The 23,242-nt window shown below is 40.6% G+C and carries 19 protein-coding genes, 1 riboswitch and 1 other annotated feature; of the genes, 6 read left to right on the top strand and 13 right to left on the bottom strand.

The annotated features are described in order from the left end of the window. Position 1 precedes the first annotated feature (1 nt). The 6 genes from qoxC to ACFVS1_RS21990 form a co-directional block, all read right to left on the bottom strand. The gene (gene qoxC, locus ACFVS1_RS21965) at positions 2–598 is read right to left on the bottom strand and encodes a cytochrome aa3 quinol oxidase subunit III (protein ID WP_387550432.1); all 597 of its coding nucleotides are present in this window, start codon (positions 596–598) and stop codon (positions 2–4) included. After that, a complete protein-coding gene (qoxB, locus tag ACFVS1_RS21970) occupies positions 598–2,544 on the bottom strand; it encodes a cytochrome aa3 quinol oxidase subunit I (protein ID WP_387550434.1) in 1,947 nt (648 codons plus the stop codon). Before qoxB ends, qoxC begins: the two co-directional genes overlap by 1 nt. A gap of 73 nt (positions 2,545–2,617) precedes the next feature. Continuing rightward, positions 2,618–3,547 (bottom strand): cytochrome aa3 quinol oxidase subunit II, encoded by a 930-nt coding sequence (gene qoxA, locus ACFVS1_RS21975; RefSeq protein ID WP_352925109.1) that lies wholly within the window; start codon positions 3,545–3,547, stop codon positions 2,618–2,620. Positions 3,548–4,572: 1,025 nt separating this feature from the next. Continuing rightward, positions 4,573–4,884: a hypothetical protein gene (locus tag ACFVS1_RS21980; protein ID WP_352925111.1), complete on the bottom strand. Its 312-nt coding sequence runs from the start codon at positions 4,882–4,884 to the stop codon at positions 4,573–4,575. 562 nt (positions 4,885–5,446) lie between these two features. Next, positions 5,447–6,682, bottom strand: coding sequence for a S1C family serine protease (locus ACFVS1_RS21985; protein WP_352925113.1), 1,236 nt, complete (start codon positions 6,680–6,682; stop codon positions 5,447–5,449). A 197-nt stretch (positions 6,683–6,879) separates the two neighbouring features. Further along, positions 6,880–7,557, bottom strand: a complete 678-nt coding sequence (locus ACFVS1_RS21990; RefSeq protein ID WP_352925115.1) for a hypothetical protein — start codon at positions 7,555–7,557, stop codon at positions 6,880–6,882. 187 nt (positions 7,558–7,744) lie between these two features. Here ACFVS1_RS21990 and ACFVS1_RS21995 point away from each other — a divergent pair, with 187 nt between their 5' ends. Further along, positions 7,745–8,101, top strand: coding sequence for a hydrolase (locus tag ACFVS1_RS21995; protein ID WP_352925116.1), 357 nt, complete (start codon positions 7,745–7,747; stop codon positions 8,099–8,101). Between the two features lie 141 nt (positions 8,102–8,242). Here ACFVS1_RS21995 and ACFVS1_RS22000 read toward each other — a convergent pair whose 3' ends face one another. Together ACFVS1_RS22000 and ACFVS1_RS22005 are read right to left on the bottom strand one after the other, a co-directional pair. Then, the gene (locus ACFVS1_RS22000; RefSeq protein ID WP_387550438.1) at positions 8,243–8,695 is read right to left on the bottom strand and encodes a helix-turn-helix domain-containing protein; all 453 of its coding nucleotides are present in this window, start codon (positions 8,693–8,695) and stop codon (positions 8,243–8,245) included. A 485-nt stretch (positions 8,696–9,180) separates the two neighbouring features. Next, a complete protein-coding gene (locus ACFVS1_RS22005; protein ID WP_387550440.1) occupies positions 9,181–10,164 on the bottom strand; it encodes a ketoacyl-ACP synthase III in 984 nt (327 codons plus the stop codon). 262 nt (positions 10,165–10,426) lie between these two features. Between ACFVS1_RS22005 and ACFVS1_RS22010 the strand changes: the two genes are divergently transcribed. Further along, positions 10,427–10,651, top strand: coding sequence for a hypothetical protein (locus ACFVS1_RS22010; protein WP_387550441.1), 225 nt, complete (start codon positions 10,427–10,429; stop codon positions 10,649–10,651). A 363-nt stretch (positions 10,652–11,014) separates the two neighbouring features. Here ACFVS1_RS22010 and ACFVS1_RS22015 read toward each other — a convergent pair whose 3' ends face one another. The 5 genes from ACFVS1_RS22015 to ACFVS1_RS22035 form a co-directional block, all read right to left on the bottom strand. Next, positions 11,015–12,019 carry an ABC transporter permease gene (locus tag ACFVS1_RS22015; RefSeq protein ID WP_352925121.1) on the bottom strand — a complete coding sequence of 335 codons (1,005 nt, stop codon included), beginning with the start codon at positions 12,017–12,019 and terminating at the stop codon, positions 11,015–11,017. A gap of 1 nt (position 12,020) precedes the next feature. After that, positions 12,021–13,523: a sugar ABC transporter ATP-binding protein gene (locus tag ACFVS1_RS22020; protein WP_387550443.1), complete on the bottom strand. Its 1,503-nt coding sequence runs from the start codon at positions 13,521–13,523 to the stop codon at positions 12,021–12,023. Between the two features lie 57 nt (positions 13,524–13,580). Next, positions 13,581–14,693: a sugar ABC transporter substrate-binding protein gene (locus ACFVS1_RS22025; protein ID WP_241590077.1), complete on the bottom strand. Its 1,113-nt coding sequence runs from the start codon at positions 14,691–14,693 to the stop codon at positions 13,581–13,583. Positions 14,694–14,808: 115 nt separating this feature from the next. Next, a riboswitch (SAM riboswitch) is annotated at positions 14,809–14,914 on the bottom strand. Between the two features lie 94 nt (positions 14,915–15,008). Beyond that, positions 15,009–17,750 (bottom strand): GTPase domain-containing protein, encoded by a 2,742-nt coding sequence (locus ACFVS1_RS22030; protein ID WP_387550446.1) that lies wholly within the window; start codon positions 17,748–17,750, stop codon positions 15,009–15,011. Between the two features lie 449 nt (positions 17,751–18,199). Continuing rightward, positions 18,200–18,373, bottom strand: a complete 174-nt coding sequence (locus ACFVS1_RS22035) for a hypothetical protein (protein WP_164468807.1) — start codon at positions 18,371–18,373, stop codon at positions 18,200–18,202. A gap of 207 nt (positions 18,374–18,580) precedes the next feature. Beyond that, positions 18,581–18,827, top strand: a binding site (T-box leader). Positions 18,828–18,925: 98 nt separating this feature from the next. Between ACFVS1_RS22035 and brnQ the strand changes: the two genes are divergently transcribed. The 4 genes from brnQ (at position 18,926) to rluF (ending at position 23,196) form a co-directional block, all read left to right on the top strand. Beyond that, positions 18,926–20,257, top strand: coding sequence for a branched-chain amino acid transport system II carrier protein (gene brnQ, locus ACFVS1_RS22040; protein ID WP_387550448.1), 1,332 nt, complete (start codon positions 18,926–18,928; stop codon positions 20,255–20,257). A 119-nt stretch (positions 20,258–20,376) separates the two neighbouring features. Next, the gene (locus tag ACFVS1_RS22045; protein ID WP_387550450.1) at positions 20,377–21,309 is read left to right on the top strand and encodes an aldo/keto reductase; all 933 of its coding nucleotides are present in this window, start codon (positions 20,377–20,379) and stop codon (positions 21,307–21,309) included. A gap of 165 nt (positions 21,310–21,474) precedes the next feature. Further along, complete coding sequence (locus ACFVS1_RS22050) at positions 21,475–22,374, top strand: DMT family transporter (RefSeq protein ID WP_387550452.1); 900 nt, start codon at positions 21,475–21,477, stop codon at positions 22,372–22,374. Positions 22,375–22,488: 114 nt separating this feature from the next. Continuing rightward, positions 22,489–23,196, top strand: a complete 708-nt coding sequence (gene rluF, locus ACFVS1_RS22055) for a 23S rRNA pseudouridine(2604) synthase RluF (RefSeq protein ID WP_387550454.1) — start codon at positions 22,489–22,491, stop codon at positions 23,194–23,196. The last annotated feature ends 46 nt before the right edge of the window (positions 23,197–23,242 follow it).

The raw sequence follows: 23,242 nt of genomic DNA on the forward strand, positions 1-23,242 counted from the left end.
ATTACATCATTCCTTTCAGGTAGACGAAACTGAAGATGAAAATCCAGACAACGTCCAAGAAATGCCAGTAAAGTGAAAAGATGAAAGCTTTGTTTGTTGTCTGTGGAGTCATACCGCGTTTTTTAATCTGTATGACGATGAAGGTTCCCCAGAATAAACCAAGTGTAACGTGAGCTCCATGCGTACCTAGTAATGTAAACAAACTAGATAAGAAAGCACTTGTTTGAATGGTTGCTCCTTCATGAACATACTCCACGAATTCATAAATTTCGACTCCCAAGAAGCCTAAACCAAGAATAAGGGTGATAATGAAGAAACCAATCGTTGCCTTCTGTCTGCCAAGTCTCATTGCATTGATTCCAAGACCTATGGTAAAACTACTGGTTAAAAGAAAGATTGTTTGAAACATTAGTGTTGGGACTTTAAAAAGATGTTCCCCTGTTGGACCATTTCCAGTACCACCAACTAAGACAAAATAAGTGGCGAACAGTGTAGCGAAAAGAGCTATTTCTGCTCCTAGGAAAATCCAGAATCCAAAAATCTTTAAGCGATTTTCTTCCGTGCTATATTCTAGTGGCAGCGAGTTATCTATTTTCATTACTTAGCACCTCGCAATTTATTTTCAGTTTCTTCGATCTCTTCAACAGAGATATAACGTCCGTGATCTTTTTCGAATGAACGGTGAATCATACAAGCAAAGATACCGATCGTTGCAATGATTGCAATGATCCACATGCTGAATACCAATGCAAAGCCCCAAACGAAGAAGATACAGCTCATGATAAACGGCACGCCACTGTTATTTGGCATATGAATCTTTTCTACTTTACCGCTAAATAATTTAAAGCCTTTTTTCTTTGAATCCCAGAATGCTTCTGTAGAATCAACTGTTGGCACAATTGCAAAGTTATATTCAGGGATTGGTGTATGTGTAGCCCACTCTAGAGAACGTGCATCCCATGGATCGTTTGAGATATTTCTTGACGCATAACGAGTACTCCAATAGATATTGTACACAATAAGTGCAAAACCTATTGCTAAACCAATCGCTCCAACGAAAGAAAGCATATTCAATGGACCATATCCTGTTGCTTCAGAGTACGTATACATACGACGTGCCTGCCCATCTAAACCAGTGATGAACATCGGGAAGAATGTTACATTAAAGCCAACTATAATGAACCAGAACGACCATTTTCCAATTTTTTCGCTCAACATGAAGCCGAACATTTTTGGCCACCAGTACGTAAAACCGGCAAGTACGGCAAATACAGTACCAGGGATTAAAACGTAATGGAAGTGAGCTACTAAGAACATTGTATTATGGTATTGGTAGTCAGCACTTGCCATGGCAAGCATAACCCCTGTTACCCCACCGAGCGTGAAAATCGGAATGAAAGCTAAAGAGTATAGCATTGGAACGGTAAACACGATTTTACCTTTCCAAAGTGTGAACAACCAGTTGAAGATCTTAACACCAGTCGGGACGGCAATCGCCATCGTGGTAATCGAGAAGATGCCATTAACCATTGCACCGTGGCCCATTGTATAGAAATGGTGAGCCCATACAATGAAAGATAGTGTAGAGATAGCCACCATGGAGATAACCATGGAATTATACCCGTACAGGTTACGACGTGCAAATGTCGAAATGATTTCACTGTAAATACCGAAAGCTGGAAGAATAACTATATAAACTTCAGGATGTCCCCAAACCCAGAACAAGTTTGCCCAAAGCATATCGCTGCCGCCATTGGCCATCGTAAAGAATTGAGTTCCGAATAGACGATCCATTGTCATCAACGCAAGTGCCACTGTCAATACAGGGAAAGCGAAAACGATAATGAAGTTTGTAATCAAGATAGACCATGTGAACATTGGCATTTTCATTAAGTTCAGGCCAGGTGCTCTCATTTTCAAGATGGTTACGATAAAGTTGATACCAGTCATTAATGTACCAATACCAGCGATTTGAAGTGAAATCGCGTAATAGTTCGAACCGACTGATTCACTGAAATCGTTACTTGCCAGCGGGAAGTAAGATGTCCAACCTGCATCAGGAGAACCACCGACTACGAAAGAGATGTTAAATAGCATTGCCCCCATGAAGAATAACCAGAAGCTTACTGCGTTCAGACGTGGGAATGCTACGTCACGCGCTCCAATTTGTAATGGTGTAACAATGTTCATTAACCCAATGATAAATGGCATAGCCATGAACAGGATCATGACGACCCCGTGTGTTGTAAATACCTCATTATAATGCTGTCCATCCAAAAGACCGTTATCTGGAATAGCCGTTTGAGCACGCATCATAAGAGCATCGACGCCACCGCGGAAAAGCATAAGCAGTGCTGCCAAGATGTACATGATACCAATACGTTTATGGTCAACCGTTGTTAACCACTCACGCCATAAGTAACCCCATTTTTTAAAATAGGTAATTCCGGCAACAACCGCAATCATGGTTAAACCAATGGCAATCATGGATGCATAAATCGCAGGACTTGGATGAGGTACGGCAAATCGATCAAAGTAATCCATACTTTTGTGACTCCTTTCAGGAAAATATTCCTTATCTTGTAAACCTAGTTGTTTTATCGAACGAAATTAATTCTTAGTTATCATGATTCATGTTGCTGTGTTCAGAATGTTCCTCGTGTGAATCCTTGGAATCATTTTCTTCCGTATCGGAAGATCCATGGTCATGACCAGCATTTTCCCCTTCAGGAGCTGGTGAAAACTCTAAGTGAGTTCCAGTGTAAGTGGATTGTCCCACATGACCAGGTTTTAATAATTCTTTGAATTTTTTCTCAGTAATCGGTTTAGCAGTAGCTTTAATTTCATCTACCCACTTATCGTATTCTTTTGCAGACAGTACATTAACGTTGAACGTTTGCTGAGCAAAACCTGAACCACTGAAGTTAGAATTTCGACCCATATACTCACCTGGTACATCAGCTGCTAAGTGCAACGTATTTACCATGTCCGACATCGCGTATTTTTGTCCTCCAAGTTGTGGAATCCAGAAACTTGAGATTGGACCGAATGAGTAAAGTTTAAATTCGATTGGTCGGTTAGTCGGTATAAACAGATAGTTGACCGTTTCGATATCTTCTTCCGGATAACTAAAATGCCACTTCCAGTTGGAAGATGAAGCGTAAATCACTAAAGGTTCTTGATCTCCGTACCCTTTAGGTGTTGCCTCAACTTCATTTGTTGTTTTAACAGTAACAACGGATAGGAATGCGACGATTAAAATTGGGATCGCAACCCAAATTATTTCAAGAACCTTACTTCCTTCAATATGAGGTGGTTCATAATCATCACGCTGTTTGGAAGCACGATATTTCATTATCATGAAGATATACAGTACCATAACGACAAGGACGACAAAGGCCATTGTCCATATCGAAATCATAATAACATCTGCTTGTGTTGCAGCTACTGGCCCTTTAGGGTCCAAGACCATTAATGGGTTATCGCAACCGGTTAGCACAGTGGCAATTGTAAAAAGTATAGTTAATAGAGCCCATTTTATTTTCATAGTACTACCCCTTTCTTACATAATAAAATTCCAATTGGTAATTATTCGGACAAAGTGTTACCATGTTCACAAACCCGACATACCAATATTAATCCCAAGTGTAAAAAAAGACAATATAAAGTGACATCTGTCACATAAAGTTCAATAAAGAGCAGTAAGAAGATGGTAAATGAACAGAAATGTTCGAAAATCTTCAGCAAATGAAATATAATAATTGTTTAATATATTACCTCTGGAAAATTCACTTATTAGTACAGGATTGCTGACAGTTCGGCCACTTTCCGTTTAATATTACTCTAATATAATGAAATGAAATTTTCACATTATATTCACCGCGTTTATTGACCTAAGACTTATAAAGATTATGAATTATATTACCTATCCTGTTAATTAGGTATCTATTCGTTAGAAAACATGATGTAAAATGGATTTTTTTCACTCGGCCATGGAGGTTGGTAAATGGCAGACACATTGGACACGATGTTGTATCCATGCTTCAATCCCCTTATGATCCAACGCAGGTCAATATTATATATATATAAGGAAACAACGAGTTTGAAATGGTATTGGGTTCTCTCACAAATCCTTATGCCCTGTCAGTATTTTTAAACAGCCGTGTAGCAATAGTCGTGGTAGAAGTCATTCAGGTTTCTATCAAATCCTCCTTTAGCAAAACCCACTGACCTATAACCCCATATTGATACCTGTATGAAAAAAATCCACAAAAAAAGGACTTCTTAAAAGTGTCCTTTTCTCGTGGATATAGTTTAAAATGTAAATGAGAATTTCAGGGCGTGTCTGCAGTTGGTTTGGATGTCCAAACACATCGTGTGTTTGGACATGACGAGTGCAGTATACATACTATATTGAAGTAAAATGTAACAAATCGGTCATTCGATTCTGACAATCCATAAAATGAAAGCGCATTCATTGATTGAGATCAAGTTGATTCAATTTCAGCAAGTTAGGCAAAGGAACAACTAGTTCTGTTTAGAAAAACAGTATATTGCGCTATATCCCTCTTTTTAGTTACTGAATTCTGTACTGTTTGTTGGAGCTTTAGCCTTTGTTTTCATTTTTATGATTTTAGTCGTTTCCGGTTCAATTCTTTTGCCTTTATGTGTATTCATTACCATTTCTTCTGTCAGGACAAAAAATATACCAACTAGAAAAATGGCAGCTGCGCTTAATGTGATGGCGATTCCAACAGCGGTAAATATATAATCCTTATTGTAATCGCTTACAAAGAAACTTAAAGCAAAAATAATAATTCCGATTACACAACCTGTGCCTGATACCCATTTCACTGCATCTAACATCTTCTGATTAGTTTCCATAATTTCATCCCCTTTCTTTCTATTTTATGACATTTCACAAATTTGTCAAATCTTTTCTATTTTTTAACATATCCACGATGAAAACCTTGACAAATAGAAGGCGCCACCATTCACTTTTAGGCATTAAAGACTATTTGAAAAAACTGCAAAAACAGTGCAAAAACACTATCTTTTTTTCTGGTATTAGCCTTTTATATCCTATTAAATAGAAGAGTGTATAATTTAAACGTAGATTGGAACGTAGTGCACTCGCTTTCCCCGCGGGTGTCTCGCATCTTTCGTTCCAATCTTTGTTTTAACTTTTAGACAAAACTTTTTGCCTAAATCTTTATTGGTACAAAAGAGTATATGTTGGACTACTTGAAGAAGACTTTAAAAATTGTTGATGCAGGCGATGCTTAATTTCACTGCCCTTAATTTAAAGATGATGGTCATGTGGACATGGTAAGTTCCAAAAATGCCTAAAATTCAAAGGGAGTTCAAAAAATGTTTGGATTAACCTTGAACCCCTTTTGCCTAAAAAATGAGGCCCCTGATGAATAATCAGGGGCCTTACCTCCTTCTATCGTTTTTGCAAGGTCATCGTTACCGTTTTCTCTTCAGTGCCTCGATATACTTTAACCTTTACTTTATCGCCAATTTTCTTATCTGAATATAAGTATTTCCTTAATTCTGCAGCAGTATTTATTTTCGTTCCATCAATCTCAACGATGATATCCTGTTGCATAAGCCCTCCATTCGCCGCAGCCGAACCCGCCTCTATACTCATCACCATTACACCGGATTTTGCAGCTTCTGGAACATTTTGAAGGTAATATTGCGGCAATTCTTCTATACTGGCCAAGCTGACTCCTAAATATGGCCGCGTGATTTTTCCATTTTTAATCAGTTCTGTAACAATTGGAATCACATCATTACTAGGGATGGCAAACCCTAAGCCTTCTACACCATTTTCGGAAATCTTCAAACTGTTTATCCCGATCACTTCCCCAGCAGTGTTGATCAATGCACCGCCGCTGTTTCCGGGGTTGATCGCTGCATCCGTTTGAAGGACATCAAGTTCCCATTCCCCGTCCGTTGTATCCACTGAAATGGAGCGTCCAGTCGCACTGACGATCCCTTGTGTAACCGATCGTGAAAAATCAAGTCCAAGAGGATTGCCAATTGCCAATACTTCTTCACCTGGACGCATGCTATCGGAATTCCCGAATTTAATTCCCTCAGGTGCCTTCGAGGCATCAATTGTCAAAACCGCTAAGTCCGTCAAAGCATCAGCCCCGACAACAGCTGCTGTTGTCTTTTGTCCATCATACAATGAAATTTCGACTTCCTTAGCTCCTTCAATAACATGATTGTTCGTGATGATATAGGCTTTCCCACCAGTTTTTTTGTAAATGACCCCTGAACCAGTGCCGCTCTCAACCGTTTCGCTTTCCGTGCTTTGCCGCTGATACGGGTTCTGGTTTTGCATCTCCTGTAAATTCACGACCCCGACAATCGATTTGGATGCTGATTCAACCATCTCTGCCCTATCATTTGAATCCGTACTCGTCGATAACTTTTCCGCCGTGACACTTTTATCTTTTTCAACACTTTCCGTTTGCTGTACACCTGCCGTTTCGGTTGACTCATTCACTGAACTATTCCCTTGATCTATAAAGTCCCCGCCAAATAAAAATACAGACGATGTAACCATAGCAGCAACCGTTCCGGAAACAAGGCCAGTTAGCCAAAGAGACTTACCCTTTTTCCGTTCTGCCTTCACTCTGACTTGCTCATCACCATTATAATTTTCCATCTTTATCCCTCCTATGATTGTCCTTTATCCTTTACTTGACTCCATCATAAACAGGAAATATTAAAAAATTCTTAAGAAATAAAGAATAGGGCGACTTTTTTACAAAAAGTATAAAATTTTATCGAATCCTGTACTTTGCCGGGCTGCAAAATAAAAAGGCCTCAACAGGGGCCTTCCATTCTTCCATACAGTTATCCTTACAAGACTTCATAAACTTCTTTAGTCTTCTTATTCACGCCATACCAGCCCCAAGTGGTTTTGTGGCCACTTTTTTGACTAGGTTCATCCACCTCGAAAACATGAAAAATGTAATCTCCCTTTTCAGCATCATGATCATATTCAATATGCAAATTAGGTAAATTCTCCGTGTCCACATAATCCTTCACAAGCTTCTCTGCCTGAGATTTACTTAATGTACTAACCGAAGCCTTACTCTCTTCTTTGCCTATTGTATCCGTTGCCGCCTCATCTTCTAAATTGGATCCATTGGTTGCTTCCTTCGCCGGCTCCGCCTCACCATTTCCCTCTACTGCTTCTATCGTGGCGGAGTCTGATACCGGTTGCATTTCCACCGCCTTTGAAACCATTCGTTTACCTTCCCGGTATTTCGCTTTATATGCGGTTGCCTCTTCAAATTCGCTTTTGGCTGAATCAAAATCCTGTTCCTCGTATTTCTTCATTCCACTCGCCAGAAAACCTGAAAGATCCATTAACTCCCTTGCTTCCGGTGTTTTTGCCTCTTTATACGCTAATTCGAATGCCTCATGGGCTTCTAAATAATTTTCCTCATTCAACTGACTTTTCCCTAAATCCATATTGGAATCATAATTCCTTGTTACGCAGCCTGAAGCAATCAACACCAAAAAAATAACCATGATTGACCTCTTCACTTTATCACTCCTTGATTTCCCAATTATTCTGTAAATTCATCTTATACCATTTGATAAGAAATCCGATACCTCTATTTCCTATCTTTTTCATTAAGGAAATGTTTACATTGATGATTAACTTTTTACAAATAGTGGTACAGAATAGATAAACGCTTGAAAGGATGATCACAGAATGATGAAAGAAAAACAGACCTATCATGTCGATTTGGTCAGCGGCGACGTACTCGGACAAAAACTTGAAGAGAATCCAAGCTTCACTGTACACGCAACTGATGAGGAACTTGCAGAATTGAAACAGTGCTTGGAGGAACACCGGACAGATGACCTGGAGACATATGCCCGTTCACATGTGCCCTACCTTCTCTATCATCATGACCGGGCAAATGATAAATACGATGCAGCCATGAAAAGGCTTTATGCCCTCATTTATAAATTAGGGGATGAAACGGCACGAAACCATATTGAAGAAATCGGCATTTTGAAAGATAACAAATTCGAGGGACAAGAAGAAGTGCAAAAGTTCAAATAAGAAATAGGAACAGAACCTGAAATTCAAAGGTTCTGTTCTTTTATGATCAAGTTCCATCAAAAAGTTTTCCTGCCCCCGATAAAAGGGAAATACAAGATTCCGTTTTGTGATTCATTATAAAGTTTTATAAGCAGAGTTCTTTCAATCTACATATTTATCCTTCAAATAATCTGAACCGATACCGCCAATAACCATCAAAGCTAATGGTAAAAAATTCGATAAAACTGGCATGCTTTTTAATATGGTAATATCTGTGCCGGCAAATTTATTAAGTCCAAAAATAATCAATTTAGACACTAACAAAATTGCTCCTATTATTAACACGATATCAAAAAACATTTTCCTTTTTGGAAATGCTAACTGCTTACTTTCCCTTATTATTTTTTCTTTCAATTCCTCGTCACTCCTTAATAATTCATCTACCGTAATTTGAAATAAATCACTTAAATTAATGAGTACTTCAATACTGGGATAATTTTTCCCCGTTTCCCATTTGGACACAGATTGGCGACTCACATGAATTTTCTCTGCAAGATCATTTTGTGACCAATTTCTTTTTTCCCGTTCTTTTTTTAATCGTTCGCTAAAAATCATAATCAGTTCATCGCCTTTCCTACTCCTAGTATTGTGAGATGAATTATGCAAAGTAAAGATAGTAATAAGCGCATTACTATGCAACTTATGGGTGACATCGAAGAAAACCTAGATATAACAAGGGAATCAGATTAATTTTCCGGAACTGCTGTAGAAAGGTGAAATTATTAAAAATTGCAGCCAACACGAAAGTGGCAGAGAAAAGCCTTGTAAGATCGCTTCCTTAATTTCACGAAGCATTTTTTGCTCTTGTGGCTTTTGCAATTCCCCATCTTCAGGATGATTCCGTGAGTAAAAAACATAACGGAAACTGTTCATTTCCTCTTTATTTGCAGTTCAAATGAAGGTCATGTTTCTGCATCGTTTTAAAGATATTTTTTACTTACCTTGAATATATACTTCTGCAAAGAATCATACTTTAAGAAGGCCCCCAATGAGAGGCCTTCTTAAAGTACAAACTCAGTTATTAGTTGTAGAAAAAAGTTTTATAAAGTCCAATTGATAAGCAATCCTGCTTGTGCTAACCCACCGCCGAAACCATATAATAAAATCTTCTCACCATTATTGAGCTTTCCTTCACTTATTCCTTGATCTAAAGCTAATGGTATGGTTGCTGAGGAAGTATTTCCATACTCCACTAAGCTATATAAAGTTCGCTCAATTGGAAAACCACTTCTATCACATATTGACTCAATCATTCTTAAATTTGCACTATGCGGTACAAACCAATCAACATCATTCAATTGATATTCAGTATTTTGCATCACAGTTTGCATTCCTTTTGGAACAGTCGTAACAGCCCATTTATAAACTTCACGTCCATTTTGAACAAGGTTACCACTATTATTCAAGTCTTCACCATTTATTCGTGTCGATAGGTTTGTACTATATAAATGTTTCCCGCCTTCTCCTTCAGAATATAAATGTGAAGAAATAAAACTTGGCTGTTTTTCATCATATTCTACAAGAACTGCTCCTCCGCCATCTCCAAATAAAATACAAGTGGCTCGATCTTCATAGTCCATAAGTTTAGATAAAGTATCAGCTCCAATAACAAGAACTTTCTTGTTTAAGCCAGATGTTACTAATCCATTAGCTACATGCAACCCATAAGTAAATCCTGCACAGGCAGCGTTTAAATCAATGGCTCCAGTATTCTTAATACCTAGCTTCGCTTGGACTAAAGATGCTACACTTGGAGTGTTGAAATCAGGTGTAAAGGTACAGACAATGATCATATCAACATCTTCGACAGATTTATCATACCGTTCCATTAAATCGTTTACAGCTTTATAACCTATATCACTAGTAAACTCTTCTTCATGTGCAATTCTTCGTTCTTTAATACCAGTACGTTTAACAATCCATTCATCATTGGTTTTAACCATTTTTTCTAAGTCTTTATTTGTTAACCTTTTTTCAGGAACATACGAACCTATCGCAGTAATACGTGCTTTGGATTTGAACATAGAATAGCCACCTCGTGTGTATGAATTGCATCATTTTATAACTTGATATTAACACCTGGTACTAATTATAAAGCAAATAAAATCTTATGCAACTTCCGATTCCTATAAACCCATAAGAAAAAGAGCTGAACGACAAAGAACGATCGCTACTGATAATTAAGAAGATTCTGCTCCTAAATAGTATGCTATATCGTAGCAAGAACATCCTGTTACGCAATTATTAGTGATATAACATTTAATGCAGAAACTCTGGAAGTGACGAGTGATACCACAAGAGGAGACAAACTCGATATTAATTGAGTTTGCAAAATCGTTGATTTCCTCTCCAGGCACTCGCTTTCCGCGGGCGGTCCGGGGTCCGGGAGCCTCCTCGCCGGGGGTCTCCCTTGGACTTGCTTTTCCCGCAGGAGTCTCGACCTTCCGTTCCAATCAACTTCGGTTTAAAATTCAGATGGATATCCTTTTGTCTACAAACTCCGTAACGTAACAATTCAAGTTTATTAATATTCGTTTCTTTTTCCGAATAAATAATATATCAAATCTCCCAATAGATTAAATAATCCAATAGATTGAATGTTTTATGCCTGCTTAACACTCTCCTTTGGTTAGGATATGAATGTTCATACTTTACAATAGATCATTATCAATCTTAAAAGGTAAAGTAAGTTTCCTATAAAATTTTGCTATCGTGGCTGCCCCATATTAGCGTTAATAAATATTATTAAGTAAAAATGGAGATAATTTATATCCATACCCCGTCCCTTTTTAAAAAGGAAAAATCCTGTTGCATATTCAACAGGATTTTTTTTCATAATTTTGGATTTCCTCAATGTAACGTAACGGATTCATTTTAGTGTTTTTGTTTGTAATAAGTTACAGCGAGCGCAAGTGCCAGCACTGTTCCTTTGACGATATCCATCGCATAATACGGAACGGACATCATGATCAGCCCATTTTGTAGGATTCCGATCAAGACTGCTCCGACAAAGGTTCCAAAGGCATTCGGTTTTCCCGCACCTAAAACGGATGATCCAATGAAGGCTGCCGCAACGGCATCCATTAAATAAGGAGACCCTGAATTGATTTCCGATGTCATGACCCTTGAAGCAAGGACGATCCCTCCGATTGCAGCTAATAGAGCCGAAAGCAGATAGGCAAGGATTTTGTATTTATTGACCGATATCCCGGAAAGTCTCGCCGCTTCCTTATTTCCCCCAATAATGTACATATAACGACCGTGCTTCGTATAAGTCAAAAAGATATGGGTCGCAATCACAATGACGGCCATGATCAGGATTATCCATGGTACCTGACCAATTTTGGCGAAAAATGGGCTGATCAGTCCTGTTGCGAATGTCCCGTCGGGCATGACCATATTTTGCGAAACCGTTGCCCCTTTTGTATAAGTAAGGGCAATTCCCTGGATAATGAACATGGTAGCCAATGTCATCAGCATGTCGGGAATTCTCAATTTAACGATCATGAATGAATTCAAAGCCCCTACGACAAGTGAGGCACCGATTGCAGCTAATATAGCAATTAATGTATCCTGTGAAAACCAGACAAACATCGAGATGACGATGGCATTGGCCAATGATGCGACGGAGCCGACGGAAAGGTCGAAGCCATCCACGGTCAGGGATATCGTAATGCCGATCGCAATGATGGTCACGATTGAAATGGAACGCAGGATGTTGACCAGATTCGTAGTTTGAATGAAAGATGGGTTGGAAACGGCAAAAATTCCAATCAGAATGATAATCGTCAATATGGTGCCGTATTTATAGAAAAAGTCGAATAGTTCCACCTTTTTCTTCGCTTTCGCTTTCTGTGTAACAGGAATGGGTATGCTCATCCTATTTTCCTCCTGTTGAATAGAATAGTAGTTCTTCTTCATTCGTTTTGCTTGTTTCTAATTCGATGACAGTGCTCCCGTCATATAACACATATGTCCGGTTTGTAATGCCAATGATTTCGGAAAGCTCGGATGATGCATAAATGATCGCTTTCCCATTCCTTGCAAGCTCTGCAATCAATTCGAATATATCCTTCTTGGCTCCAACATCGACCCCTTTCGTTGGTTCATCGAATATGTATACATCCGCATCGGCCATAAGCCATTTCCCGATGGCAACTTTTTGCTGATTGCCACCTGAAAGGTTTTCGACATTCACTTCCCCTGAAGGAGTTTTAATTCCTAGACTTGCGATCATTTCCTTCGCTCTTTCCTTTTCCGCCTGGCGATTCACGAAGCTGAATGTCTTGGAGAATTTGCCAAGACTAGCTGCCGTCAAGTTAGCCGAGACTGATTCCTGAACAAGGACCCCTTCTTTCCTGCGTTCCTCAGGTACAAGCGCCAGACCGCTTTTTACTGCTTCGTGCGGTGATTTCAAGGAAAGCCTTCGACCATTCAGTATGACCTCACCCGCTGTGATCGAGGTATGACCGAAAAGGGTTTTACACAGCTCCGTTTTCCCAGCCCCGACCAACCCTGCCAAGCCGATTATCTCGCCTGCTTTAATATTCAAACTGACATTTTTAACTTTCTCTGCATCTGACAATCCGTTCACTTCCAGAATAACGTCGCCAATCGAAGCATTCACTTCAGGAAACTGTTCATCCATGGTTTTCCCAAGCATGTTCTCTACCACTTCGGTACGGGTTATGTCTTCCTTCTTTCGACAAGTGACACGCTCCCCATTCCTCATGATCGTAATTTCCTCACAGATTTCAAAAATTTCGGGGAGACGGTGTGAAATGAAAATGATTCCCACGCCTTTTTGCTTTAATTCATTTACAATTCGGAAAAGTTCTGTCGTCTCCGTATGACTTAAGGGAGCAGTTGGCTCGTCGAGAATCAGGAATTTACATTCTGTCGAAACGGCTCTTGCTATCAGGACCATCTGTTTTTCAGCCAAAGTAAGGTCTCTTACCAGCTTTTTCGAAGGGACACGAATTTTCATATCTTCAAGAATAGAAGCGGCTTGGTTATGCAGCTCTTTCCATTGGACCATCTGTTTTTTTCCCATGTTTTGGACCATATCATTCAACATTACATTTTCCCCAACCGTTAAATAAGGGATGAGGGCGGTATCCACTTCCTGATATACAATTTGGATGCCATGTTCTTGAGCCGCTTTTGGCGAGCGGATATCCTGCTTCATCCCATCCATAAAAATGTCACCTGAATAATGAACATGGGCTCCCGATAATACTTTCATTAACGTCGATTTCCCTGCTCCGTTTGCACCGACCAATGCGTGGGCTGTCCCTGATTTTACGGAAAAATCAACATCACTCAGCGCCTTCACCCCCGGAAATTCAATCGAAATCTTCTTCATTTCTAGTTGCGTGCCCATGTCCATTCCCCCTTATTGAACAGACACTCCCTTTTACTTGAAAGAGAGTGTCTCTTTTTACTTTTTATAATGATCTTTCAAAACTTTCATCCAATCTTCTTCAAATTCAGTCGATACACCCCAGCCATCGACAATACCAGATAGATTTGCCATGTTCACCGCTTCTTTTGACGCTTGGATTTGCTTTTGTGAAATAAGTGAAGCCTCCAAGTCATAGGTTTGCGGCGTTTCTTCGCCCGCTAATTTTTTAGCCAATATCCTCATATTCACTGCACCGATCAACTTTGGATCGACTGCTGCCGTGTAGGACCATGAGCTATCAGCCGATTGAATTTCCTGGAGATCTGCATTCGAAACATCTATTCCATATATCTTTACTTCATCTCGGCCCGCCTCTTTAATCGCCCGGGCTGCACCGATAGCGAAGGCATCCCATGTTGCGAAAATGGCATCCAATTTACCTTTAGGGTATTTATTCAGCATTGCCGCTACAGCATTTTGTGTCTGAACCGAAGTATCAGCAGAGGCCACTCCGAATCTTTCAACTTCTTTAATCCCAGGATTTTCTTTTAATTTTTCCTGATAGACTGCATTTCTTCGTACCATTGGAGGAAATCCATCCACCCAAAGATAGGCAATCGACGCTTCACCTTTCTGTTCTTTTATCAGTTTATCAAAAGCCAGAGTTGCCAACGCTTCATCATCTTGTGAAGTTAATGTCACGCCTTCTATTTTAGATAAATCGCTTATTGAATCGAATGTGACAACGCTTTTACCTGCATCAACCAACTTTTGAACATCATTCACAGTTGCTGCATCATCACCATGTGAAATGATATAGCCGTCATAATCTTCCTCCAAAGCCTGCGCTATCGCATCATGGAATTTAGCCGTATCACCATTGGCTGTGTACGTATCCACTTGAAACCCCAGTGCTTCTCCTTCTTCCTTCGCCCCCGCCAGGTATTGGGCCGTATGATCATCACCGCCAATTTTACGGATCACTTTGATTCTGGCTCCATCTCCATCAGCAAATCTTTCCGGAACATTTTCAAATGATACTTTTTCTTCTTTCTTCGACTCTGTGGAGCTCTGACCTGTAGAGCAACCCGTTAAAAGCAAAGCCGAAGCGATGGTTGAAATGAATATCCCTTTAATAGACCTTTTCATTTTGTTTCCCTCCATTTTTCCTTATTAGTCTTATCAGTTAAGTTGGTGTAAATTCCAAAATAAAAACCTCTCTAATATAGAGAGGTTTAATCGGCTGTTTTGCAGACTTGTCCCTCTCTTATCTGTCAAAACATTTCTGTTTTGCAGGATTTAGCACCAATTCCTAATGGAACGGTTGCTGGGCATCTTAGGGCCAGTCCCTCCGCCACTCTTGATAAGAGATATATGTGTTACGTTTTCGTAATTATCACTTTATAGGGATATAGTCGTAAAGTCAATAGATTTTTGAATATTTGAAATGTTCCCCGTTATTTTTTATTTTCTTTGTAGCTGGGCTAGACGCTTTTTCTCAATCTTTTCAAGTCGCTCCAACTGCCTTAATTTCACTTCGAACAAGGTGATAGGGTCACGGTAAACTTCCGGATTTTCTTTCATATGCTCCAATGCAGCCTGGTAGTCTTTAATTTCAGTCTGCGTTTGCTCTATCGTTTTTTGAAGTAAAGCAAATGAACCGCGATAGAAAAGGGAGATGTCACGATCCAATGATTTTTCAAACAATCCAAATTGGGTAAGGAAACGTTCCGTGATCATTTCCGCAACATCCAGGTAATCTTCACTTTCCAGGTATTTCTTATAACGATTGTACATATTGGCTTTATTTTGCGGTATCGCCCCAAACAGCTTCCCTGCCCCTTTAAGCAGCAATTGAGATGGAGTCCTGCGCAAAAGGATATTGACGTTTTCGATGCGGATACTGCTTGTCATCCGGTCGGCATCACGGCGCCAATCATCCAATACCCTGAAGTCGCCTGCCAGCGTAATCCGTTCTTCTTTGTATAATTCATTGAATCCGGCACTCATCTCATCCATGAACTGCTGGCTTTGTGTGAACTCCATTTGGGAACTGGCAATCCAGTCTTGAAGAGAACGGTAATATTGAGGCATGATTTTGTCAGAAATGAAGTTCTGAATCCGCTCATTCATTTCCTGGTTTAACTGTACATGGACCTGACTGAAATCACTGCTTTCCGTTAACGATTTAGAGCAATCCCTCAGTAATTCAGGAATTTTTGAATAAAGCTGATTTTTCACTTCGTCCTTAAGCGAACGATACGACCTTATGATATTTTCACTTTTTTCTTTTTCCAGATCAGCCAGTTGATTGACCGCTCCATTCAGCTTGACTTCCATCTGTTCATTCCAAGAGATGGAATGCTCGCATTTCCGCTCATTGGCTGCCCGTTTTTCTAACAGATAAGATAAAGTTTTACGAATGAATGCCAGGATTTTTTCAGATCTTCTTTCCTTCCAATTATCATCTTGATAATTCGATTGCAGGAAGGCTGAAAGGTCCTTCAATTGCTGCCGGCTGTCATAATGTTTGGAGAAAGCGAATACTTTCGCATTCGGGAAATATGCATTCACTTTATCCCATGTTTCGTCTTCCATCCGGACTGCGACCTGATCACTGTATATCGTATCCATTTTATTTAATAAGAAATGAATCGGCAGTTTCGGAGCCATCATTTGAATTTCCAATAACAGATCCCGTTCGCTGCCGGTGAAAGGCGCACGGGCGTCAAGAACGAACATCAATCCATCACTGCCATGTAAATAGCCCTGAAAATCGGATTCCACGCTTTGTTCCCCATTGAACCCCGGTGTATCCAATAACCGCAGATGATTGTTTCTTAGGTAGTCACTGATGATTGTCACATCGACAATAGTCCCGCGCTGACGGCGTGTTTCATCCAAATCAGTTAGCTCTTCGACAACTTTGCTATCTGTATCGGTAATTTCAAGTATTTCCAAATCATCCCCGTCTTTGACACTGACTAGTGAAGAATGGTCTTCAGCCGCAATGCTCTCGCCAACGATTGACTGAATAAAGGATGTCTTGCCATTTCCTGTACTTCCTGCAAGAAGAAGATTGAAATTCCGAGTATCCTTAAGCCCGTCTACCATCCATTTAAGCTTATTGCCAACCTTTAAATCATTATCTTCAGCCCACTGGATAATGGAATTGAACAGTTTCTCTCCCGCTTCCAGTCCACCACCCAATTTAGGCGATTTCGAAAGCAGGCTCTCTGCATCCTGAATGACCAGCGCATTGATCGTATCCGGGAAGATTTCATTCCAGGACAACGCGGATGCCGCCGCAAACAGCGAAAGCTCCCCGTCTGCGATTTTGAGCCAGTTTTCCAGCAACCTTGGCACGACAGGACTTAATTCTTTGATTAGGTGCGTTCCTTCTAACAGACCTGCATATGCATCCCTGTAATAGACGGAAAGCTCATCCCATACATCCGCATGGTTCAATTCGATGGTATCTATCAAGTTATTAATCACTCTCAGCCATTCAAAATAAGAATCCGTATATTTATAGTTTTTCCACAGGGCAACCGTCACCTTTTCGAAACGTTCCTGGTCGAGGTTGTATAGCGAACCAAGGACGGTTGAAAAATAATCCGGATCCATCGATTGGGCAACACCTTGCTGGATATACGTTTTCAGCACATCAAACCAGCCCATTGATTCTGTACGGATACTTTCATTCGCCGCTAATACAACCGCACTGTTCCAATCCTTTTGCTCTTCAAAAAAGGCGCGTGCAATTTCCGTGACATTCGGGTAGTCCGGCTGGAACTCGACTGCTTCTTTCACGACATTGGAAGCCAGGTCATTTCTCGATTCCACTATGTACAGGGAAAACAGTTGCAAAAGAACTTCTGTTTTCAAGACCGCTTCATCCGTTTTGACGGATTTATAGATATCCTCTGCGGTTGAATACATTTCCAGTTCAAAATAAGCATCAGCGATGTTTTTCTTCGCCCATGAACCAAGTTCCCCTTCTATGTTTTCCCATTTAAAAATGGCTGCCTCATAGTCATGATGCTGAAAATATACTTCTCCTTGAGCGAATCGAATTGCGGTTAAATCCGCTCTTTCCTTTTTTTGTTCCACGAGAAACATTTCACCCAAAGCTTGAATGGGGTGCTTCCTTGTATCCTCAATCATCGTTTCATAATATTTTTTTCCGATCAGACGTTCGTCCATCTTTATTCCCCCGATATATTTCATATTTTCAATTAAAGGATAATCACTGATTCTATAAGCCTTCTAGCAGACCTAACATTCAATCTATAGGTTCCTTTAGTTAAAAAATCATTTACAAAACCTTAAAATGTTATTTTAGCAAAACAATATGGTAACAACATGTCACCACTCTTACAATTTTAAAACAGAAACAATCTGAACTGTAATGTTTTTAATAAACCGATACAAAGATGTCATTTCCATTTTCGAAAAATATGTTTTTTCTAGAGGTGAGCGCACCATTCATTATCCCTCTAAATGACCAGAAGCCCACCCCTTCAACATACCTATAAACGGTAAAAAGCAAAATCACCCTGCCTCATCCATATAAAAAAGCAGTACCCTCATTCATAAAAGGTAACTGCTCTCTGATAAGCTCCGAACAGTACTTGTCCTTTGACAAATTAGGATTATACCCCTGTACGCTTACGTTGGTTATTCGGCTTTTTGGTCAACTGGCTTTTAAGCTGTTTCGTTTTCTTCACTACGCCTGTTTCCAGTTTATCTTTACTTGATCCCGCTTGCTTTTGAGCCAGTTTTTGTTTGACTGCATCGGCCAGGCTTAATTTTTTATTTTCAGACATACTGTTGTCTCCTTTAGTGTTCTGCCTTCTATTATAATATAGTTGCGATTAGAAAGATAATAGGGAGTAATAGCCCATTCTTCTTTAAAAAATCCTCTGGATAAAGGAAATTTCGCCAACGAGGGACTAATTTCCTGCTCCTTTTAAAGGATTAATGATAAAATATGTTGACTTCATAATCAGAATTTGCTAAATTGTCATTATATTATAAAATCTATGAAGAGAAAGAGTAAGATGAGAACCCTGTTCCACAGAGAGTCGACATGTGGTGGAAGTCGATGTCCAAGGCCTATCCGAAAATCATCTCTGAGATGCAAAGCTGAAAATGCAGTAGGCTTTGACGGGTTTCCGCCGTTACAATGGATCACGTATGAATTCGTACGTTGACTGAGTGCCGCAGCTTCTTTGTAGTGCGGAATATGGGTGGTATCGCGAGCACAAACTCGTCCCTGATTTTCAGGGGCGAGTTTTTTATTTGCACAAAACACTTTCATTAGCCTTTTTTAGGCCAGTCGGCGAGAGTTATCATTTTAAAAAAAAGGAGAAATCACCATGAAAAAAACAGACACATTATTTATCGGCCTTATGCTTTTCTCAATGTTCTTCGGAGCGGGAAACCTTATATTCCCTCCACTTTTAGGAGCATCCTCAGGAACTTCTTTCTGGCCGGCCATTGCCGGTTTTGTCGCCACCGGAGTCGGCCTGCCAGTTTTGGTGCTTCTTGCAGTCTCACTTGTTAAAGGCGGGGCACAAACCATCGGTGCCCGTGTACATCCACTATTCAGCACGTTGTTCATGGTTGCCATCTATTTAAGCATCGGGCCGTTTCTGGCCATTCCACGGAATGCGAATGTTGCCTATGAAATGGGCTTCAAGCCGTATCTTGGTGATTCAATGAATCAATCACTATTTCTATTCTTGTTCACAACCGTATTTTTCATCATCGTTTATGCCATTTCATTGAATCCGGAAAAAATGGAAACCTTCATGGGACGCTGGATTACACCCGTTCTTCTCTTGTCGATGGTCATTCTCTGTGTCGTTGGGTTCGTAAAGCTTGATGCTCCTTTCCAAGCTCCAACCGAAGCATATGCTGCAGGAGCATTTTCAAAAGGGTTCATTGAAGGCTACAACACGATGGATGCTCTAGCTTCTCTGGCTTTTGGGATCGTCATCCTTACTTCAATTCAGCAAAGGGGGATTTCCGAACGAAAGCAATTGACGAGATATACAGTAAAAGCGGGTCTCATCGCTGGCGTTTTGCTTTCTTTAGTTTATATCTCCTTAGGAGTAATCGGGGCACGCATGGCAGCCGATGGTTCATTCGAAAACGGAACGGATATCCTCACTGTCGCATCGACCCTATTGCTTGGAACTGGCGGAAAGGTCCTTCTTGGCATCATTTTCACTTTAGCATGCTTCACCACCGTCGTCGGATTGACGACTGCTTGCGGACAGTATTTCTCAAAACTTTTCCCGAAGCTAAACTATAAAACCGTCATTCTGATCGTAACAATCGTCGGTTTCATCCTTTCAAATATGGGTCTGAATCAAATTCTGAAAGTATCGGTACCATTCCTTGTAATGGCTTATCCGTTAACGATCGTCTTGATTGTCCTGACATTCTTCAGCCGTCATTTCAAAAACCCGAAGAAGGTTTATCGCAGTGCAATGACTTTCACAGGAGTTTTCGCCTTGATGGATGGACTGAATGCTTTCGGCTTACAATTAGGACCCGTGCAAACCTTAAGTGATATCCTTCCCCTTTCCGCCTACGGCATGGAGTGGATCATCCCTGCTCTCGTCGGTACAGCCCTTGGCTTTCTGCTCAGTCAAATCGGACAAACAGCTCCAGCTGAGGAGTTGGAAATCGAAACACTATAATGAAGTAAGCAGGTGATTTTACAAATCATCTGCTTATTTTGTGCACGCCTGCATTGCTTTATTTTGGAAATCAGCATCCACTTTTTGTTATGATGGGGTCAAAGGAGATGATAAGTAATATGTCAAAGCAAACCCGTATTGGTAAAACAGATCTGTATGTAAATCCGATTGGCCTTGGCACGAATGCAATTGGCGGACATAACCTCTTCCCTAATCTAAGCGAGGATACAGGAAGGGATGTTTTGCGAACGGCATTGGAAGAGGGAATCAACTTTTGGGATACAGCATACATTTACGGTCCTGAGCGTTCAGAAGAACTTATTGGTGAAATCCTTAAAGAGAGCCGCAGACGCAATGACATAGTCCTTGCCACTAAAGGGGCACATAAATTTGTCGATGGCAGCATCGTCTTTGATAACTCTCCGGCTTTTCTGAAAAATGCCGTCGACTCAAGTCTAAAAAGGCTACAAACGGACTACATTGACTTATTTTATATCCATTTCCCCGATGGCGATACCCCTAAAGATGAAGCAGTAGGTGCCTTAAAGGAATTGAAAGATGCAGGCAAAATCAAGTCAATCGGCGTCTCGAACTTTTCGTACGAACAATTGAAGGAAGCGAATAAAGACGGCTATGTCGATGTCCTGCAATCCGAGTACAATCTATTCAAACGGGAGGCAGAACAAGACCTGCTGCCATATACAGCCGAAAATGATATTTCCTTCATTCCTTATTTCCCCCTTGCTTCCGGTCTGCTCGGCGGCAAGTATAATCAGGAATCAACATTCGAGGACGGCCGGGCAAAAAGTCCGCTTTTCCAAGGACAAGCCTTTGTAAGCAACCTGCAAAAAGTGGAAGAAGTGCGGGCGATTGCCAACAGGAAGCATACCGAAGTCGCCGATGTCGTACTAGCTTGGTATTTAACTCGGCACTCGATCGATGTACTGATTCCCGGAGCGAAAAAGCCAGAACAGGTCACACGCAACTTACAAGCATTGAATGTCGATCTAACCATGGATGAAATCGCCGAAATCAGTGCCATTTTCGCTTAATTAGAGATGTGAAAAGGCTGTTCAGCTTTTGCTGAACGGCCTTTTTATCCTGCTCTGTGGCTCATCCTTGTACAAAAATTGACGGCCAGGCTCTCTGTATTGCTTAGGTACCTCTACTTTGTTATATTTAGTGAATATTCCATAAATTAAGGAAGAGGCCGTCTGATGAAAAAATCTATTGTTATTTTATTTCTTATCTTGGCAAATTTGTTCTGGGCTGGTAATTACATATTCGGAAAGTACGTTGTGACCGAACTTTCCCCGATCCAGCTAACATTCATGCGATGGCTAATTGCCATTTTCTTATTGTTTCCTTTAGCCCAATGGATTGAAAGACCAGACTGGAAGAGTGTATGGAAAGCCTGGAAATTACTATTGGTCTTGGGTGTGCTCGGAATCATCAGTTATAATTTTTTCCTTTATTGGGCTTTGACCTATACAACTTCCATGAATGCCGCTCTTGTCAATTCCATGAACCCTGCCTTAATTGTTCTTTTTTCCGCTTTGCTGTTAAAGGAGAAAATTTCATTCCTTCATGCACTCGGACTTATCATATCTTTATTCGGCGTTTTATTGGTCTTGACAAAAGGACACCTTCTAGATATTTTCCAGCTCACTTACAATAAAGGCGACCTATTGATGATCCTGGCGATTCTCGTTTGGACCTTCTATTCAATAATCAGTAAAAAACTGAAAAGCATTCCAATCATCTCTGCTACTGCCGTTTCTGTATTTCTCGGATTGATTCTCGTCGCTCCATTTGCCATTGGCTCGGGAATGAACCTTGATTTAAGCAGTAAAGCCATCACAGGTCTCTTATATATTGGAATCTTCCCGTCTGTCGGCTCATTTATTTTCTGGAATATCTCCCTTCGCCAGATTAATGCCGGCCAGGCTGGAATTTACCTGAATCTGATTGCTGTATTTACCGCCATCCTTAGCCTAGTTTTAGGTCATGCGATTACGATCATCCAAATCCTCGGCGGCATCCTTGTCTTTATTGGCGTCTACCTGACAAGCAAAAAGAAAAAGGGATATCCGGCAGCTGTCACGAAGAACATGTAAAGAACATCCAGTAATTCTCACCAACGAACGCTTTCTGTCTTTCCCCCTTGTCTATGCACCATGATTTACGTTATTCTTTAAAGAAGAAAATCTGAATGTAAAGGTGTGCTTTAGTTGAGGATCAATAAATTTATCAGTGAATCCGGAATTACCTCGCGACGAGGCGCAGACAAATGGATAGCCGAGGGCCGTGTGACGATTAATGGCACTGTAGCTGAGCTCGGGAGCCAAGCTGAACCCGGCGATGATGTCCGTGTAGACGGCAAGCCGATAAAAGTCGAACAGCAAAATGTCTATATTGCATTGAATAAACCGATAGGGATTACAAGTACGACCGAAAAACACATTAAAGGGAATATCGTTGATTTTGTAAATCATCCGCTTCGCATTTTTCATATCGGACGGCTGGACAAAGACTCAAGCGGTCTGATCCTTCTTACAAATGACGGAGACATCGTAAATGAAATCCTTCGGGCAGAAAACAAGCATGAAAAAGAATACATCGTAACCGTGGATAAGCCAATTACCGCGTCCTTCATAAAAGATATGTCCTCCGGAGTGGAGATTTTGGATACGAAAACACTTCCTTGCAAGGTTAAGCAGTTGACCCAATATACATTTAACATCACTTTGATGCAAGGACTGAACAGACAAATCCGCCGTATGTGCTCCGCACTGGGGTATGAAGTCCGTGATTTACATCGAATCCGGATCATGAACATCCATCTGGACGGACTGGCGAACGGACAATGGCGCGACCTGACCGAAGATGAATTGACAGAGCTATTTAAGGAATTGGATTACACCCCAAGGCAAAGATGATAATGAAGATGCCCCCAGAGTTCCGGGGGCATCTTTTTTTAATCAG

It is taken from the genome of Peribacillus sp. NPDC058075 (assembly GCF_042885195.1).
GTDB lineage: Bacteria > Bacillota > Bacilli > Bacillales > DSM-1321 > Peribacillus.

What these genes read in the sequence shown, in the direction of transcription:
- qoxC (WP_387550432.1), bottom strand. Translation starts at nt 598, where the DNA reads ATGAAAATAGATAACTCGCTGCCACTAGAATATAGCACGGAAGAAAAT.
- qoxB (WP_387550434.1), bottom strand. Translation starts at nt 2,544, where the DNA reads ATGGATTACTTTGATCGATTTGCCGTACCTCATCCAAGTCCTGCGATT.
- qoxA (WP_352925109.1), bottom strand. Translation starts at nt 3,547, where the DNA reads ATGAAAATAAAATGGGCTCTATTAACTATACTTTTTACAATTGCCACT.
- ACFVS1_RS21980 (WP_352925111.1), bottom strand. Translation starts at nt 4,884, where the DNA reads ATGGAAACTAATCAGAAGATGTTAGATGCAGTGAAATGGGTATCAGGC.
- ACFVS1_RS21985 (WP_352925113.1), bottom strand. Translation starts at nt 6,682, where the DNA reads ATGGAAAATTATAATGGTGATGAGCAAGTCAGAGTGAAGGCAGAACGG.
- ACFVS1_RS21990 (WP_352925115.1), bottom strand. Translation starts at nt 7,557, where the DNA reads ATGGTTATTTTTTTGGTGTTGATTGCTTCAGGCTGCGTAACAAGGAAT.
- ACFVS1_RS21995 (WP_352925116.1), top strand. Translation starts at nt 7,745, where the DNA reads ATGATGAAAGAAAAACAGACCTATCATGTCGATTTGGTCAGCGGCGAC.
- ACFVS1_RS22000 (WP_387550438.1), bottom strand. Translation starts at nt 8,695, where the DNA reads ATGATTTTTAGCGAACGATTAAAAAAAGAACGGGAAAAAAGAAATTGG.
- ACFVS1_RS22005 (WP_387550440.1), bottom strand. Translation starts at nt 10,164, where the DNA reads ATGTTCAAATCCAAAGCACGTATTACTGCGATAGGTTCGTATGTTCCT.
- ACFVS1_RS22015 (WP_352925121.1), bottom strand. Translation starts at nt 12,019, where the DNA reads ATGAGCATACCCATTCCTGTTACACAGAAAGCGAAAGCGAAGAAAAAG.
- ACFVS1_RS22020 (WP_387550443.1), bottom strand. Translation starts at nt 13,523, where the DNA reads ATGGGCACGCAACTAGAAATGAAGAAGATTTCGATTGAATTTCCGGGG.
- ACFVS1_RS22025 (WP_241590077.1), bottom strand. Translation starts at nt 14,693, where the DNA reads ATGAAAAGGTCTATTAAAGGGATATTCATTTCAACCATCGCTTCGGCT.
- ACFVS1_RS22030 (WP_387550446.1), bottom strand. Translation starts at nt 17,750, where the DNA reads ATGGACGAACGTCTGATCGGAAAAAAATATTATGAAACGATGATTGAG.
- ACFVS1_RS22035 (WP_164468807.1), bottom strand. Translation starts at nt 18,373, where the DNA reads ATGTCTGAAAATAAAAAATTAAGCCTGGCCGATGCAGTCAAACAAAAA.
- brnQ (WP_387550448.1), top strand. Translation starts at nt 18,926, where the DNA reads ATGAAAAAAACAGACACATTATTTATCGGCCTTATGCTTTTCTCAATG.
- ACFVS1_RS22045 (WP_387550450.1), top strand. Translation starts at nt 20,377, where the DNA reads ATGTCAAAGCAAACCCGTATTGGTAAAACAGATCTGTATGTAAATCCG.
- ACFVS1_RS22050 (WP_387550452.1), top strand. Translation starts at nt 21,475, where the DNA reads ATGAAAAAATCTATTGTTATTTTATTTCTTATCTTGGCAAATTTGTTC.